Below are 14,705 nucleotides of genomic sequence, written 5' to 3'. Positions count from 1 at the left end.
GGGTCAGCCCGCCGGCCAGGTGAAGCGCGGCGCCCTGCGCTCCAGGAAGGCGGTGGCGCCCTCGGCGGTGTCGCCGCTCGCGTGCGCCACCGCCGCCCAGTGGGCGCCGCGCTCGTCGGCCTCCCCGGCGGGCACGTCCCAGGCGCCGTCCACCAGCTCCTTCGCCGCGGTCTGCGTCAGCAGCGACCGCCCGGCCAGTACGGCGGTGAACTCCGCGACCCGCTTGCCGAGTTCACCCTCGGGCAGCACTTCGTCCACCAGGCCGGTACGCAGTGCCCGCGCGCAGTCGATCAACTCGGCAGAGAAGAGCAGGTACTTGGCGGCCGAACCTCCCACCAGTCGGACCAGCCGCCGGGTGGCGGACGCCGGATAGGCGATCGCCAGCTTCGCCGGAGTCACCCCGAACAGCGCGCCCTCCTCCGCGAACCGCAGGTCACAGGCGGCTGCCAACTGGCAGCCGCCGCCCACGCAGTAGCCGCGTACCGCCGCCAGCGTCGGCTTGGGAAAGGCGGCCAGCGCCTCCTCGGCCGCCACCGCGAGCCCCTGCGACTCCCCGGCCGTCTCCCGCAGCGCCCCGATGTCCGCCCCCGCGCAGAACGTCCCGCCCTCGCCGGTCAGCACCAGCGACCGCACGGCGTGATCGTCCGCCAACCGCTCCAGCAGCGGCGGCAGCTCCCGCCACATCTGCCCCGTCATCGCATTGCGCTTGGCGGGATTGCTGAGGGTGACGGTCGCTGTGCCGTCGCTGACATGCGTCTTCAGGCCCGGTTCCATGCCCCGGATATTAGAGCGACCGCCCGCTGGCCGGGCAGCTACGATCGCTGGTCTGATGTCAGCAACCCTCGTCGCCAAAGACCTCGCCGCCGGCCACGGCGAGCGCGTCCTGTTCTCCGGCCTTGACCTGGTCGTCGCCCCCGGCGACGTGATCGGCCTGGTCGGCGCCAACGGAGCGGGCAAGTCCACCCTGCTGCGGCTGCTCGCAGGACTGGACGCCCCGGAGGACGGCAAGCTCGCGCTGAGCCCGCCCACCGCCACCGTCGGCCACCTCCCGCAGGAACCCGACCGCCGCCCCGGCGAGTCCGTCCGCGCCTTCCTCGCCCGGCGCACCGGCGTCGCCGAGGCCCAGAGCGCCCTGGACGCCGCCACCCAGGCACTGGTCGACGAACGGCCGGGCGCCGACGACGCGTACGCCACCGCGCTGGAGCGCTGGCTCGCGCTGGGCGCCGCCGACCTCGACGAGCGGGCCGAGGAGACCGCGGCCCAACTGGGCCTGGCCGTCGGCCTCGACCAGCCGATGACCGCACTCTCCGGAGGCCAGGCCGCTCGCGCCTCACTGGCCTCACTCCTCCTCTCCCGCTACGACGTCTTCCTCCTGGACGAGCCGACCAACGACCTCGACCTGGACGGGCTGCGCCGCCTGGAGTCCTTCGTCGGTGGCCTGCGCGCCGGCACGGTGCTGGTCAGCCACGACCGCGAGTTCCTGACCCGCACGGTCACCCGCGTCGTCGAGCTGGACCTCGCCCAGCAGCAGGTCAACACCTTCGGCGGCGGCTACGCCTCCTACCTGGAGGAGCGCGAGCGCGCCAGGCGGCACGCCCGTGAGGAGTACGAGGAGTACGCCGAGACCAAGGCGGCCCTGGAGACCCGCGCGCACACCCAGCGCAACTGGATGGAGAAGGGCGTCAAGAACGCCCGCCGCAAGGCGACGGACAACGACAAGATCGCCCGCAAGGGCCGCGTCGAGTCGACCGAGAAGCAGGCGGCGAAGGCCAAGCAGACCCAGCGTCTGATCGAGCGCCTCGACGTCGTCGAGGAGCCGCGCAAGGAGTGGGAGCTGCGGATGGAGATCGCCGCGGCGCCGCGGGCCGGCGCGGTGGTGGCCACCCTGCGCGGCGCCGAGGCGCAGCGCGGCGGCTTCCGCTTCGGCCCGGTGGACCTTCAGATCGACTGGTCGGACCGGGTCGCCATCACCGGGCCCAACGGCTCGGGCAAGTCGACGCTGCTCGCCGCGCTGCTCGGCAGGCTCCCGCTCGACGCGGGGCAGGCGTCGCTCGGCCCCGGCGTGGTGGTCGGCGAGGTCGACCAGGCGCGCGGGCTGTTCCTCGGCGACGCCCCGCTGATGGACGCCTTCCGGGAGTCCGTACCCGACATGGCCCCGGCCGACGTGCGGACCCTGCTGGCGAAATTCGGGCTGAAGGCGGCGCACGTACTGCGTCCCGCGCGCACCCTTTCGCCGGGGGAGCGGACCCGTGCCGCACTGGCACTCCTCCAGGGGCGCGGCGTCAACCTCCTCGTCCTGGACGAGCCGACCAACCACCTCGACCTGCCGGCCATCGAGCAGTTGGAGTCCGCGCTGGCGTCCTACCCGGGCACGCTGCTGCTGGTCACGCACGACCGGCGGATGCTGGACGCGGTGCACACCACCCGCAGGATCGAGGTCGCGGACGGGCGGATCACCGACCGGCCGGTGTGAGCGCCGCCGCGTGACGGGTGCCGGGTCACCGATTTGGCCCTGTGGCGGATGGCCCGTAGTGTGGGGCGAACCGACGCGGGGTGGAGCAGCTCGGTAGCTCGCTGGGCTCATAACCCAGAGGTCGCAGGTTCAAATCCTGTCCCCGCTACTCCTTACGGCAGCAGGCCCGGTGCTCAGGCACCGGGCCTGCTGCCGTCTGCGTTCCCCGGGCCCCGCCCGTCCCCCTCGTCCTGCCCCGCCCGCTGATTCGCGGTATACCGGGACAAAAGTAGCGGACTGAGGAGACGGCAATGATCGGCAGATCCTCCCGCGAGCGGGCGTCGGGCCGGACCCGCGACCGGCAGACCCGGCGGCTCGGCCGCGGCTTCGGACGACTCATGGCGCTCGGCGTCATCCTCGTCATCGCCGGTGTGGTGGGCCTGGTCTACGTGGGGGTGGCCACGCTGACCTCGATGCTGCTGTTCGGCTGGCTGCTGCTGATCGGCGGGGTGGTCGGCCTGCTGCACGCGATCCAGGCACGCGGCTCGAACTTCTTCTGGCTCGCGGTGATCGTGGCGGCGCTGAACATCGCGGCCGGTGTCGTGGTGATCCTCAGGCCGGGGGTCACGGCCGCCGCGCTGACCATGTTCGCCGCCCTGCTCTTCCTGACCGGCGGCGTCTTCCGGCTGGTCGGCGGGGTGGTGGTGCGCGGGCCGCAGTTCGGCTGGACGCTGGTGCAGGGCGCGTTCGGCATCCTGCTGGGCGTTCTGGTGCTCAGCGACTGGCCGCACAGCAGCCGGTACGTGCTGGGCTGCTTCTTCGCGCTCGCGCTGCTCTTCGACGGTCTCGGGCTGTTCGCGATGGGGTTCGTCGGGCGCCGGATCATCGGCATGATCGATGAGGACCCGGAGGCCGGTGAGCAGCACGGACCGAGCTGGGCGCGGGAAGGTGTGGCGAATGGCTCGGAACAGTCCCCGACCGCGCCCTGGCGCCCCCTGAGAAAGAAACAAAAGGGACATAATCGGTCCCAAGAGTGATCAGGCCGGGCTCAACCGGACAACAGGCGCCGATACGTGCTGACTTCTGTTCAGCAGGCCGATCCGGACCGATGCATTCTCAACACTCGACATGTGAGGATGCCTTCCGGATCACCCGCAGAACCCCCCGAGGAGCTGACCGCTCCGCTCGTGTACGAAGGCCGCTGGCGGTTCACCACCCCGCCAGAGGTGGCATCGGTGCCCCTGGCGCGCCACGCGGTCAGGGACCTGCTCGACGAGCAGCAGGTGCCCGTCGCCCCCGCCGTCCTGGACGGCCTGCTGCTGATCGTCTCCGAACTCGTCACCAACGCCGTCCAGCACGCCGCCCTGCTCTCGCCCGAGATCGCCGTACAGGTCACCATCGGGGCCGACTGGCTGCGCGTCGCCGTCGAGGACAGCCACCCCTACCGGCCCAAGGCCCTGGAGGCGGACGAAGGCGACGTCGGCGGCCGGGGCCTGTGGCTGGTCAAGGTGATCACCACGGAAGCGGGCGGCAAGTGCGACGTCGAGCACACCGCGGACGGCGGCAAGGCCATCTGGGCCGAACTGCCGCTGTTCCCCCTCCCGGCAGGACCGCCGCTGCCTACCAGCCGGCCGACGGTCCCGTGAGCTCCCGCACCGCGGGACGCGCGGCGTCCAGCACGGTCATGAACCACGCCGAGAACGGCACGTCCGCATGCCGCTTGGCCAGCTCGTCGGGCGTCACGAACGCGATCTCGCCGACCTCGTCGGGGTTCGGCGCGGGATCGTTACGCACCAGCCCCACGAAGAGGTGGTTGTACTCCTGCTCCACCAGGCCGGACGCCGGGTCCGGGTGGTTGTAGCGCACCGTGCCGGCCTCGGCGAGCAGCGACGGGGCGAGCCCCAGCTCCTCGGCGACCCTGCGCGCGGCGGCGGCGAACGGCGTCTCGCCGGGGTACGGGTGGCCGCAGCAGGTGTTGGACCACACACCGGGGGAGTGGTACTTCTCCAGCGCGCGGCGCTGCAGCAGCAGCCGGCCCATCTCGTCGAAGAGGAAGACCGAAAAGGCGCGGTGCAGCTGTCCTGGGGGTTGATGGGCGGCGAGCTTCTCCGCGGTGCCGATCGTCGTGCCGTCCTCGTCGACCAGTTCCAGCATGATCGGTTCGGCGGCGCCGTCCGGTGCGTTCACCGCCGAGGTCCCGGCGGTCTGTCCGTTGGCAGGTGTGATCGGCATGCCCATCCTTGTCGTCGGTCTTCGGGGCCAAGTCTGCCCTAGGCGCGTGGGCAACATGGGCCAACTGAGGTCCAGTGGTGCGCGGCGGCGCGGAAGTGGCCCCTGGGGGCCGTGAAACGGCGCCGGACGCCGGATGAACACCGGGAGGCGGACCGCCTCGGCGGCGTACGCGCCACCGTCCCGGAGCGGGCCCGCCCCGAGCCCCTGCCCCGTGAGAAGGTCCACAGCCCGCATCGCGGCCCACGCCCACCGGGGCACACCGGCCGCGGGCCGCACCGCTACGGAAGCCGGGGCACCGCCGGGTCGCCTGACCTGGCATGGTCCTCACCACAACCGCCACGGACCAACCCGCCCCACCCGTGACCAGCCCGCTCATAACCGGCACCGGTTCGCGGCCCCGGCGGGGACGGCAGTTGTTCATGCGCCACCCGATCCACCATGATGATCGCGGCAGGCGCAGCCGTCGGTCACTCGATCGTGCGGTGAATGCGCGGTGAACGGCCGCATCCCGCGATCCGATAGCCTCTGCCGACGTGCCACCCGGCCCGCCGGAGGCCAGGTGTGCCACGCCCGCTGCCCGGGTAGTTCGTTTCGAATGCGGACCGACCGGCGCTGCCTTGTCAGCATCCAAGGAGTGAGTTCGTCTGTCGACCGCCATCCTCACCGGTCCGCCGGTCGCCGGGTCGCCGCTCGAAGGCGACCTGCGCGCGCTGGGCTTCGACGTCCGCACCGCCGATGATCCGCGTTCCGCCGCCGAGCTGATCGCCGCGGTGCCCGCACAGGAGCGGGTCGCCGTCGTCGACCCCCGCTTCGTCGGACACCGGCACACCCTCCGGCTGGCGCTCACCGACCCCCGGTTCCCGGCAGCCGCCGTGCCGGGCGCGCTCACCGCGCAGCCCGAGGCACGCGCCGCACTGAACCACGCCGCCACCAAGATCCCGGTCGGCGCGGGCACCGCACACCTCACCGACGTCCTCACCGGCACCCTGACCGACGCGCTGGAGCGCGCGGACATCGGCCTCCAGCGGATCGAGCTGGGCAGCCTGGTCGCCGCCGTACCGCTCACCCCCGCCCAGCGCGAGGACGCCGGCGAAGCGGTCGCCGCCGTCGACGGCGAGGCGGTACGGCTGCGCACCGCGGTCAAGTCCCGCGACGGCTTCTTCACGACGTACTGCATCAGCCCGTACTCCCGCTACCTCGCCCGCTGGTGCGCGCGCCGCGGGCTGACCCCCAACCAGGTCACCACCGCCTCGCTGCTCACCGCGCTGATCGCCGCGGGCTGCGCGGCCACCGGCAGCCGCGGCGGCTTCATCGCGGCCGGCGTCCTGCTGCTCTTCTCCTTCGTCCTGGACTGCACCGACGGGCAGCTCGCCCGCTACTCGCTCCAGTACTCGACGATGGGCGCCTGGCTCGACGCCACCTTCGACCGCGCCAAGGAGTACGCCTACTACGCGGGCCTGGCGCTGGGCGCGGCCCGCGGCGGCGACGACGTCTGGGCGCTGGCGCTCGGCGCGATGGTGCTCCAGACCTGCCGCCACATCGTCGACTTCTCCTTCAACGAGGCGAACCACGACGCGAGCGCCAACACCAGCCCCACCGCCGCGCTCTCCGACAAGCTCGACAGCGTCGGCTGGACGGTCTGGGCCCGCCGCATGATCGTGCTGCCCATCGGCGAACGCTGGGCCATGATCGCCGTGCTGACCGCCCTGACCACCCCGCGCATCGTCTTCTACGCCCTGCTCATCGGCTGCGCGCTGGCCGCCTGCTACACCACGGCGGGACGGGTGCTGCGCTCGCTGACCCGCAGGGCCAGGCGCACCGACCGCGCGGCGCAGGCGCTCGCCGACCTCGCCGACTCGGGACCGCTCGCCGAGCTGATCGCCGGCACCATGCGTGGCCGCGGCCGGGCCGGCTCCTTCCTCGCGCCGGCCATGGCCTTCCTCTCCGCCGCCGTCCTGCTGGTCTGGGTGCTCTTCGAGGACGACCCGGCCTCCTGGCTGACCGTGGGCGTCGCCGCCTGCGCCGCGGTGCTGTCCGGCGTGGCCGTCGCCCGCCCCCTCAAGGGCGTCCTGGACTGGCTGGTGCCGCCGTTCTTCCGCGTCGCCGAATACACCACGATCCTGGTTCTGGCCGCCCGCGCGGACGTGCCGGGTGCGCTGCCCGCGGCGTTCGGGCTGGTCGCGGCGGTCGCCTACCATCACTACGACGCGGTCTACCGCATCCGCGGCGGCAGCGGAGCGCCGCCGCGGTGGCTGGTCCGTGCGGCCGGCGGCAGTGAGGGACGGATCCTCGTGGTCACCGTCCTCGCCGCCCTGCTGTCCCCCTCAGGTTTCACCATCGCGCTCACGGCGCTCGCCGTCGCGGTGGCCCTGCTGGTGCTCGTCGAGAGCATCGGCTTCTGGGTGTCCTCCGGAGCACCCGCCGTACACGATGAAGGAGAACCCGCATGATCGGCCTCGTGCTGGCAGCCGGCGCCGGACGGCGTCTGCGTCCCTACACCGACACCCTGCCCAAGGCTCTGGTGCCGGTGGGCCCTGAACAGGACGGGGAGGCCACGACCATCCTGGACCTGACCCTCGGCAACTTCGCCGAGATCGGCCTGACCGAGGTCGCCATCATCGTCGGCTACCGCAAGGAAGCCGTGTACGAGCGCAAGGAGGCCCTGGAGCAGAAGTACGGCCTCAAGCTCACTCTGATCGACAACGACAAGGCCGAGGAGTGGAACAACGCCTACTCCCTGTGGTGCGGCCGTGACGCGATCCAGCACACCGTGATCCTCGCCAACGGCGACACCGTGCACCCGGTCTCCGTCGAGAAGACCCTGCTCGCCGCCCGCGGCAAGGGCCAGAAGATCATCCTCGCGCTCGACACCGTCAAGCAGCTCGCCGACGAGGAGATGAAGGTCGTCGTCGACGGCGACAAGGGCGTCCGCAAGATCACCAAGCTGATGGACCCGGCGGAGGCCACCGGCGAGTACATCGGCGTCACCCTCATCGAGGGCGAGGCCGCGGCCGAGCTGGCCGACGCGCTCAAGACCACCTTCGAGCGCGACCCCGACCTCTACTACGAGGACGGCTACCAGGAGCTGGTCAACCGCGGCTTCACCGTCGACGTGGCGCCCATCGGCGACGTCAAGTGGGTCGAGATCGACAACCACGACGACCTCGCGAAGGGCCGTGAGATCGCATGCCAGTACTGACCCGCCTCATCCCGTCCCCGGTCGTCGTCGACATCAACGCCGGCGCCCTGGACGACCTGGCGGGTCTGCTGGCCGATCAGCGCATCTCCGCGTCCGGCAAGCTCGCCATCGCGATCAGCGGTGGCTCGGGGGCGCGGCTGCGTGAGCGGCTGTCCCCCGCGCTGCCCGGCGCCGACTGGTACGAGGTCGGCGGCGGCACCCTCGACGACGCGATCAAGCTCGGCGACGCCATGAAGAAGGGGCACTACGACGCGGTCGTGGGCCTCGGCGGCGGCAAGATCATCGACTGCGCGAAGTACGCCGCGGCGCGCATCGGGCTGCCGCTCGTCGCCGTCGCGACGAACCTCTCGCACGACGGCCTGTGCTCGCCGGTCGCGACCCTCGACAACGACGCGGGCCGCGGCTCCTACGGAGTGCCGAACCCGATCGCCGTGGTGATCGACCTCGACATCATCCGCGAGGCACCGGTCCGCTTCGTCCGCTCCGGCATCGGCGACGCCATCTCCAACATCTCCGCGGTCGCGGACTGGGAGCTGGCGCACCGCGAGAACGGCGAGGCGATAGACGGCCTCGCCGCCGCCATGGCGCGCCAGGCGGGCGAGGCCGTACTGCGCCACCCCGGCGGCGTCGGCGACGACAACTTCCTCCAGGTGCTGGCCGAGGGCCTGGTCCTCACCGGCATCTCGATGTCCGTCGCGGGCGACAGCCGCCCGGCCTCCGGCGCCTGCCACGAGATCAACCACGGCTTCGACATCCTCTTCCCCAAGCGGGCCGCGAGCCACGGCGAGCAGTGCGGCCTCGGTGCCGCGTTCGCCACGTACCTGCGCGGGGACAAGGAGACGTCGGCGCTGATGGTCGAGGTGCTCCGGCGGCACGGCCTGCCGGTCACGCCGGGGGAGATCGGCTTCACGGACGAGGAGTTCGTCCAGGTCGTCGAGTTCGCACCGAAGACCCGTCCCGGGCGCTACACCATCCTGGAGCACCTGGACCTGTCCACCGACGAGATCAGGGACGCATACGCCGACTATGCCAAAACCATCAGTAGCTGAACTCCGGCCGGTCGTTCACCCTCCGGGCGTGAAGGACCGGCGGAGCGGCGAGCACTGGGCCGGCCGGCTCTACATGCGCGAGGTCTCGCTGCGCATCGACCGGCACCTGGTGACCACGAAGGTCACGCCCAACCAGCTGACCTACGTGATGACCGTCGCCGGCGCCCTCGCCGCCCCCGCCCTTCTGGTGCCGGGGATCTGGGGCGCCGTGCTCGGTGTGGTGATGGTCCAGCTCTATCTGCTGTTCGACTGCGTCGACGGCGAGATCGCCCGCTGGAAGAAGCAGTACTCGATGTCCGGGGTGTACCTGGACCGCGTCGCCGCCTACCTGTGCGACGCCGCGGTCCTGGTCGGCTTCGGCCTGCGCGCCGCCGACCTGTGGGGCCCGGGGCGGATCGACTGGCTGTGGGCCTTCCTCGGCACCCTCGCCGCTCTCGGCGCGATCCTGATCAAGGCGGAGACCGACCTCGTCGGCGTCGCCCGTCACCAGCAGGGCATGGCGCCGGTCAAGGAGACGGCGTCCGAGCCGCGCTCCTCCGGTATGGCCCTGGCCCGCAAGGCCGCCGCGGCGCTGAAGTTCCACCGGCTCGTCCTCGGCGTCGAGGCGTCGCTGCTGATCCTGGTCCTGGCGATCGTGGACACGGCCCGGGGCGATCTGTTCTTCTCCCGCCTCGGTGTCGCCGTGCTGGCCGGCATCGCGCTCCTCCAGACCGTGCTCCACCTCGTGTCCATCCTCGCTTCCAGCAGGCTCAAGTGACGAACTCCCCTCAGAAGATGACGGTCGGCGCGGTGGTCCTCACCATGGGCAACCGCCCCGAGGAACTGCGCGCGCTGCTGGACTCGGTCGCCAAGCAGGACGGCGACCCCGTCGAGGTCGTGGTCGTCGGCAACGGTTCGCCGCTGCCCGAATTGCCCGATGGCGTACGGACGGTCGAGCTGCCGGAGAACGTCGGCATCCCGGCGGGCCGCAACGTCGGCATCGAGGCGTTCGGGCCCGGCGGCACCGACGTCGACATCCTGCTCTTCCTGGACGACGACGGGCTGCTGGCGAGGACCGACACCGCCGAGCTGTGCCGCGAGGCGTTCGCCAAGGACGACAGGCTCGGCATCATCAGCTTCCGGATCGCCGACCCGGACACCGGCGAGACCCAGCGCCGGCACGTACCGCGGCTGCGCGCGTCGGACCCGATGCGGTCCTCCCGTGTCACCACCTTCCTGGGCGGCGCCAATGCCGCCCGCACGAAGGTGTTCGACGAGGTCGGCGGGCTGCCCGACGACTTCTTCTACGCGCACGAGGAGACCGACCTGGCCTGGCGCGCCCTGAACGCGGGCTGGCTGATCGACTACCGGTCGGACATGCTGCTGCTGCACCCGACCATGGCGCCCAGCAGGCACGCGGTCTACCACCGCATGGTCGCCCGCAACCGCGTCTGGCTGGCCCGGCGCAATCTGCCCGTCCTGCTGGTTCCGGTCTATCTCGGTGTCTGGTTTCTGCTCACCCTCGCCCGGCGTCCTTCATGGCCTGCGCTGCGCGTCTGGCTGGGCGGCTTCAAGGAGGGCTGGACGACCCCGTGCGGTCCCAGGCGCCCCATGAAGTGGCGTACCGTTTGGCGCCTGACCCGGCTGGGCCGCCCTCCCGTCATCTGACAAGCTCATATCTGAGAGCATCAGGCGCGATCCGGGGCGTGGCCCCGGCAGCGCACCTTGAGGACGAAAGTGTCAACTGTGAGCGAGACCACGCACGACAGTGCGGTCGCCATGAGTGCCCCGCCATCTCCCGACGACGGGCTCACCCCGGCCCAGCTGGCCCATAAGTACGGGCTGTCGCAGAGTGGAGCACGGCCGGGCCTGTTCGAATATGTCCAGCAGCTGTGGGACCGGCGGCATTTCATCGCCGCCTTCTCCAGCGCCAAGCTGACCGCCCAGTACAGCCAGGCGAAGCTGGGCCAGGTCTGGCAGGTGGCGACGCCACTCCTCAACGCGCTGGTGTACTTCTTCATCTTCGGCATGCTCATGGGCGGCCGGGGATCGATGAAGAACGACGTCTACATTCCGTTCCTGGTGACCGGTGTGTTCGTCTTCACCTTCACCCAGAGCTCGGCGATGGCCGGTGTCCGGGCGATCGCCGGGAACCTCGGCCTGGTGCGCGCGCTGCACTTCCCGCGCGCCTCGCTGCCGATCTCGTTCGCGTTGCAGCAGCTCCAGCAGCTGCTCTTCTCGATGATCGTGTTGTTCCTGATCCTGATCGGGTTCGGCCACTACCCGTCCTGGTCCTGGCTGCTGATCTTCCCGACGCTGGCCCTCCAGTACGTCTTCAACACCGGCCTGGCGCTGTTCATGGCGCGGGCCGGCGCCAAGACCCCGGACCTGGCCCAGCTGCTGCCGTTCATCATGCGCACCTGGATGTACGCGTCCGGTGTCATGTACAACCTGACCGAGCAGCTGCGGGGCAAGAACGCCCCGGAGTGGCTGATCGACACCTTGGCGTCCAACCCGGCGTCGGTCTACATCGACCTGATGCGGTTCTCGCTGATCAACCACGGCTTCGACAGGGCCGACCTGCCGCCGCACGTCTGGGCGCTCGCGCTCGGCTGGGCCGTGGTCGCCGGAGTCCTGGGCTTTGTGTATTTCTGGAAGGCTGAGGAGCGTTACGGCCGTGGCTGAGCAGCAGAACGACAACGGCGCGCAGGCGCCGGCCGTCACGGCCACCCCCACCGTGATCGCCGACGATCTGCACATCGTCTACCGCGTCTACGGAGGCAGCAGCGGCAAGGGCAGCGCGACCGCCGCACTGAACCGCATCATCCGCCGCAAGCCGGGCGGCAGCGTCCGCGAGGTGCACGCGGTCAAGGGTGTCACCTTCACCGCCCACCGCGGCGAGGCGATCGGCCTGATCGGCTCGAACGGCTCCGGCAAGTCGACCCTGCTGCGGGCCATCGCGGGGCTGCTGCCGGCCGAGCGCGGCAAGGTCTACACCGACGGTCAGCCCTCCCTGCTGGGGGTCAACGCCGCGCTGATGAACGACCTGACCGGCGAGAAGAACGTGGTGCTCGGCGGCCTGGCGATGGGCATGTCCCGCGACCAGGTACGCGAGCGTTACCAGGGCATCGTGGACTTCTCGGGCATCAACGAGAAGGGTGACTTCATCTCGCTGCCGATGCGGACGTACTCGTCCGGCATGGCGGCCAGGCTGCGGTTCTCCATCGCGGCGGCCAAGGACCACGACGTCCTGATGATCGACGAGGCGCTGGCCACCGGTGACCGCAAGTTCCAGAAGCGCTCCGAGGCCCGCATCCGGGAACTGCGCAAGGAAGCCGGCACGGTCTTCCTGGTCAGCCACAACAACAAGTCGATCAGGGACACCTGCGACCGGGTGCTGTGGCTGGAGAAGGGCGAACTCCTCATGGACGGCCCGACCGACGAAGTGATCAAGGCGTACGAGAAGGAGTCGGGCAAGTAGCCCGCAGCGTCGTCGAGGCCCCCGCGAGTACGGCTCGCGGGGGCCTGCTTCGTGAAGGATTGGTCAACTCGGCCGCGGCGGGGAACAGTTGGCGCCGATTCGATGTTGACTTGATCGTTGTCCGGGTGTTCGACACCCGGTCGGACGCCGGTGAGATCTACGGCGTAAGCTGTACGGGTACTGAACGGCACAAGTGGTATAAGTCGGGCAATGCTCACTTTTCGGGCGGTTCACGGCCCGGTCGGGCGCGTCGCGACCTGCGGCGTGTCCGAAATGGGATGTTTTAGCTTGGCGGTGTAGAACGGGAGACGTGACGGCAATGGCTACTGGATCGCTCCGGCTCCGAAGCGCGCCGGGCAGCCTTCGGTGAGCCGAGGAACGGCTGAGGCCCCCGGCCGGCCGACGGACGCACAGTCACGCACCGTCCTCGACCAGGCAGCCCACGAAAACTTCCCCGTGGCGCCGTTCTTCCTGCCCCGCGCCTGGCGCGGCGACCTGATGGCCGTCTACGGCTTCGCCCGGCTCGTCGACGACATCGGGGACGGCGACCTCGCACCCGGCGGCGGCGACGCGGTCCTGCTCGGCCTGGAACGCACACAGAGCGACGACCGCCTGGCGATGCTCGATGCCCTGGAAGCCGACCTGCACCGTGTCTTCAGCGACCGTGCCCCCGGCCCCCGGCACCCGCTCATGCGCCGCCTCGGCCCCACCGTCCGCCACTGTGCGCTCACGCCGGAACCCTTCGTCGGCCTGATCGAGGCCAACCGCCAGGACCAGCGGGTCTCCCGCTACGCCGGATACGCCGACCTCGCCGCGTACTGCGAACTGTCGGCCAACCCCGTCGGCCGGCTGGTCCTCGGCATCACCGGCACCACCAGCCCCGAGCGCATCCGGCGCTCGGACGAGATCTGCACCGCCCTGCAGATCGTCGAGCACCTTCAGGACGTGGCCGAGGACCTCGCCCGCGACCGCATCTACCTGCCCGCGGAGGACATGGCACAGTTCGGTGTCACCGAGGCGGATCTGGCCGCCCCGAGCGGCAGCGCGGCGGTGCGCGCGCTGATCGCTCACGAGGCGGCGCGCGCCGGTGACCTGCTCGACGCCGGTGCCCCGCTGGTGGGCAGCGTGCACGGCAGGCTCAGGCTGCTGCTCGCCGGCTTCGTCGGCGGCGGGCGCGCCGCACTGCGGGCCGTCGCCGCCGCCGATCACGACGTACTCCCCGGACCGCCCAAGCCGACCAAGCTCAGCCTGCTGCGCGAGGTGGGGGCGACATTGCGAAGAGAGGGGTGAGTCGGACCGTGGAGGCAACCGCACACACATCCGCGCCGGTGCTCGCTGCATACCGCTACTGCGAGGCCGTCACCGGGCACCAGGCCCGGAACTTCGCGTACGGCATCCGGCTGCTGCCCGCAGGCAAGCGGCAGGCCATGTCGGCGCTCTACGCCTTTTCCCGCCGGGTCGACGACATCGGGGACGGCGCCCTGGAGCCGGCCGACAAGCGGCGCCGCCTGGAGGAGACCCGGGCGGTGCTGGCCCGGGTGAAGGGTGGCGAGGTCGAGGAGGACGACACCGACCCGGTGGCCGTCGCGCTGAGCGATGCCGCCCGTCGCTTCCCGCTGCCCCTCGGCGGACTCGACGAGCTGATCGACGGCGTCCTCATGGACGTGGCGGGCGAGACGTACGAGACCTGGGACGAGCTGAAGGTCTACTGCCGCTGCGTCGCCGGGGCGATCGGCCGGCTCTCGCTGGGCGTGTTCGGCACCGTCCCCGGTGCGCGCGATGTCGCACGCGCCCCCGAGTACGCCGACACCCTCGGCCTCGCCCTCCAGCTGACCAACATCCTGCGCGACGTCCGCGAGGACGCCGGGAACGGCCGCGTCTACCTGCCGGCCGATGACCTCGCGAAGTTCGGCTGCTCGGCCGGATTCGACGGTCCCGTCCCGCCGCCGGGCGCCGACTTCGCAGGACTGGTCCACTTCGAGGTGGCCCGCGCCCGCGCGCTGTTCGCCGAGGGGTTCAGGCTGCTGCCGATGCTCGACCGGCGCAGCGGTGCCTGTGTGGCGGCGATGGCCGGTATCTACCACCGTCTGCTGGCGCGCATCGAGGCCGACCCGGAGGCCGTCCTGCGCGGCAGGGTGTCGCTGCCCGGCCGGGAGAAGGCGTTCGTCGCGGTGCGCGGGCTCTCCGGTCTCGACGCCCGCGCGATCGGCCGCCGCCGGCCGGCCGGGGGGCGTGGATGAGCCATCGGCCCGCTCCCGGAATTCACTCTTCCGTGTCGGCCCCACGGGCAACCCTCCCCGGGACGCCCGCGTC

At 71.2% G+C, this 14,705-nt stretch carries 14 protein-coding genes and 1 tRNA gene; 13 read left to right on the top strand and 2 right to left on the bottom strand.

Going from position 1 to position 14,705, the window contains the following annotated elements; all coding sequences use genetic code 11:
• Positions 1-3 precede the first annotated feature (3 nt).
• On the bottom strand, positions 4-774 hold the full coding sequence (locus ACGFNI_RS08125) for an enoyl-CoA hydratase/isomerase family protein (protein ID WP_393681716.1): 771 nt from the start codon (positions 772-774) through the stop codon (positions 4-6).
• A gap of 55 nt (positions 775-829) precedes the next feature.
• Between ACGFNI_RS08125 and ACGFNI_RS08120 the strand changes: the two genes are divergently transcribed.
• The 4 genes from ACGFNI_RS08120 to ACGFNI_RS08105 all read left to right on the top strand — a co-directional run bounded on the left by ACGFNI_RS08120 (position 830) and on the right by ACGFNI_RS08105 (position 4,098).
• Positions 830-2,473 (top strand): ABC-F family ATP-binding cassette domain-containing protein, encoded by a 1,644-nt coding sequence (locus tag ACGFNI_RS08120; RefSeq protein WP_393681714.1) that lies wholly within the window; start codon positions 830-832, stop codon positions 2,471-2,473.
• Between the two features lie 74 nt (positions 2,474-2,547).
• A tRNA-Met gene (locus tag ACGFNI_RS08115) sits at positions 2,548-2,621 on the top strand.
• A gap of 142 nt (positions 2,622-2,763) precedes the next feature.
• Complete coding sequence (locus ACGFNI_RS08110) at positions 2,764-3,489, top strand: HdeD family acid-resistance protein (protein WP_393681713.1); 726 nt, start codon at positions 2,764-2,766, stop codon at positions 3,487-3,489.
• Positions 3,490-3,588: 99 nt separating this feature from the next.
• Positions 3,589-4,098, top strand: a complete 510-nt coding sequence (locus tag ACGFNI_RS08105) for an ATP-binding protein (protein ID WP_393682182.1) — start codon at positions 3,589-3,591, stop codon at positions 4,096-4,098.
• Here the strand turns inward: ACGFNI_RS08105 and idi are convergent.
• Positions 4,073-4,684 (bottom strand): isopentenyl-diphosphate Delta-isomerase, encoded by a 612-nt coding sequence (gene idi / locus ACGFNI_RS08100; protein WP_393681711.1) that lies wholly within the window; start codon positions 4,682-4,684, stop codon positions 4,073-4,075. The genes ACGFNI_RS08105 and idi overlap by 26 nt on opposite strands.
• 644 nt (positions 4,685-5,328) lie before the next feature.
• On the opposite strand from idi, the gene ACGFNI_RS08095 reads away from it, so the two are divergent.
• The 9 genes from ACGFNI_RS08095 to hpnD all read left to right on the top strand — a co-directional run bounded on the left by ACGFNI_RS08095 (position 5,329) and on the right by hpnD (position 14,632).
• Positions 5,329-7,134, top strand: a complete 1,806-nt coding sequence (locus ACGFNI_RS08095) for a DUF5941 domain-containing protein (RefSeq protein ID WP_393682180.1) — start codon at positions 5,329-5,331, stop codon at positions 7,132-7,134.
• Positions 7,131-7,883: a sugar phosphate nucleotidyltransferase gene (locus tag ACGFNI_RS08090; RefSeq protein WP_393681709.1), complete on the top strand. Its 753-nt coding sequence runs from the start codon at positions 7,131-7,133 to the stop codon at positions 7,881-7,883. Before ACGFNI_RS08095 ends, ACGFNI_RS08090 begins: the two co-directional genes overlap by 4 nt.
• Entirely contained in the window at positions 7,871-8,932 is a 1,062-nt protein-coding gene (locus tag ACGFNI_RS08085; RefSeq protein WP_393681708.1) for an iron-containing alcohol dehydrogenase family protein, read from the top strand. The genes ACGFNI_RS08090 and ACGFNI_RS08085 overlap by 13 nt, the downstream gene beginning before the upstream one ends.
• The gene (locus ACGFNI_RS08080) at positions 8,910-9,689 is read left to right on the top strand and encodes a CDP-alcohol phosphatidyltransferase family protein (protein ID WP_393681707.1); all 780 of its coding nucleotides are present in this window, start codon (positions 8,910-8,912) and stop codon (positions 9,687-9,689) included. Before ACGFNI_RS08085 ends, ACGFNI_RS08080 begins: the two co-directional genes overlap by 23 nt.
• Positions 9,690-9,706: 17 nt before the next feature.
• Positions 9,707-10,579 carry a glycosyltransferase family 2 protein gene (locus ACGFNI_RS08075; RefSeq protein ID WP_393682178.1) on the top strand — a complete coding sequence of 291 codons (873 nt, stop codon included), beginning with the start codon at positions 9,707-9,709 and terminating at the stop codon, positions 10,577-10,579.
• Positions 10,580-10,657: 78 nt separating this feature from the next.
• Complete coding sequence (locus ACGFNI_RS08070; protein WP_393681705.1) at positions 10,658-11,596, top strand: ABC transporter permease; 939 nt, start codon at positions 10,658-10,660, stop codon at positions 11,594-11,596.
• On the top strand, positions 11,589-12,392 hold the full coding sequence (locus ACGFNI_RS08065) for an ABC transporter ATP-binding protein (RefSeq protein WP_393681704.1): 804 nt from the start codon (positions 11,589-11,591) through the stop codon (positions 12,390-12,392). The genes ACGFNI_RS08070 and ACGFNI_RS08065 overlap by 8 nt, the downstream gene beginning before the upstream one ends.
• Positions 12,393-12,758: 366 nt before the next feature.
• On the top strand, positions 12,759-13,682 hold the full coding sequence (hpnC, locus tag ACGFNI_RS08060; protein WP_393681702.1) for a squalene synthase HpnC: 924 nt from the start codon (positions 12,759-12,761) through the stop codon (positions 13,680-13,682).
• Entirely contained in the window at positions 13,679-14,632 is a 954-nt protein-coding gene (hpnD, locus tag ACGFNI_RS08055; protein WP_393681700.1) for a presqualene diphosphate synthase HpnD, read from the top strand. The genes hpnC and hpnD overlap by 4 nt, the downstream gene beginning before the upstream one ends.
• Positions 14,633-14,705: the final 73 nt, after the last annotated feature.

Origin of the sequence: Streptomyces sp. NPDC048644, from assembly GCF_043199105.1 — a bacterium.
Lineage (GTDB): Bacteria > Actinomycetota > Actinomycetes > Streptomycetales > Streptomycetaceae > Streptomyces.
The sequence above is the reverse complement of the archived record's forward strand: the minus strand, read 5'-3'. Positions and strand labels throughout refer to the sequence as shown.

Bases quoted from the DNA above. Each gene is read 5' to 3' on its own strand.
- ACGFNI_RS08105 (WP_393682182.1), top strand. From the start codon at position 3,589: ATGCCTTCCGGATCACCCGCAGAACCCCCCGAGGAGCTGACCGCTCCG.
- ACGFNI_RS08075 (WP_393682178.1), top strand. From the start codon at position 9,707: ATGACGGTCGGCGCGGTGGTCCTCACCATGGGCAACCGCCCCGAGGAA.
- ACGFNI_RS08110 (WP_393681713.1), top strand. From the start codon at position 2,764: ATGATCGGCAGATCCTCCCGCGAGCGGGCGTCGGGCCGGACCCGCGAC.
- ACGFNI_RS08125 (WP_393681716.1), bottom strand. From the start codon at position 774: ATGGAACCGGGCCTGAAGACGCATGTCAGCGACGGCACAGCGACCGTC.
- ACGFNI_RS08120 (WP_393681714.1), top strand. From the start codon at position 830: ATGTCAGCAACCCTCGTCGCCAAAGACCTCGCCGCCGGCCACGGCGAG.
- idi (WP_393681711.1), bottom strand. From the start codon at position 4,684: ATGCCGATCACACCTGCCAACGGACAGACCGCCGGGACCTCGGCGGTG.
- ACGFNI_RS08090 (WP_393681709.1), top strand. From the start codon at position 7,131: ATGATCGGCCTCGTGCTGGCAGCCGGCGCCGGACGGCGTCTGCGTCCC.
- ACGFNI_RS08085 (WP_393681708.1), top strand. From the start codon at position 7,871: ATGCCAGTACTGACCCGCCTCATCCCGTCCCCGGTCGTCGTCGACATC.
- ACGFNI_RS08080 (WP_393681707.1), top strand. From the start codon at position 8,910: ATGCCAAAACCATCAGTAGCTGAACTCCGGCCGGTCGTTCACCCTCCG.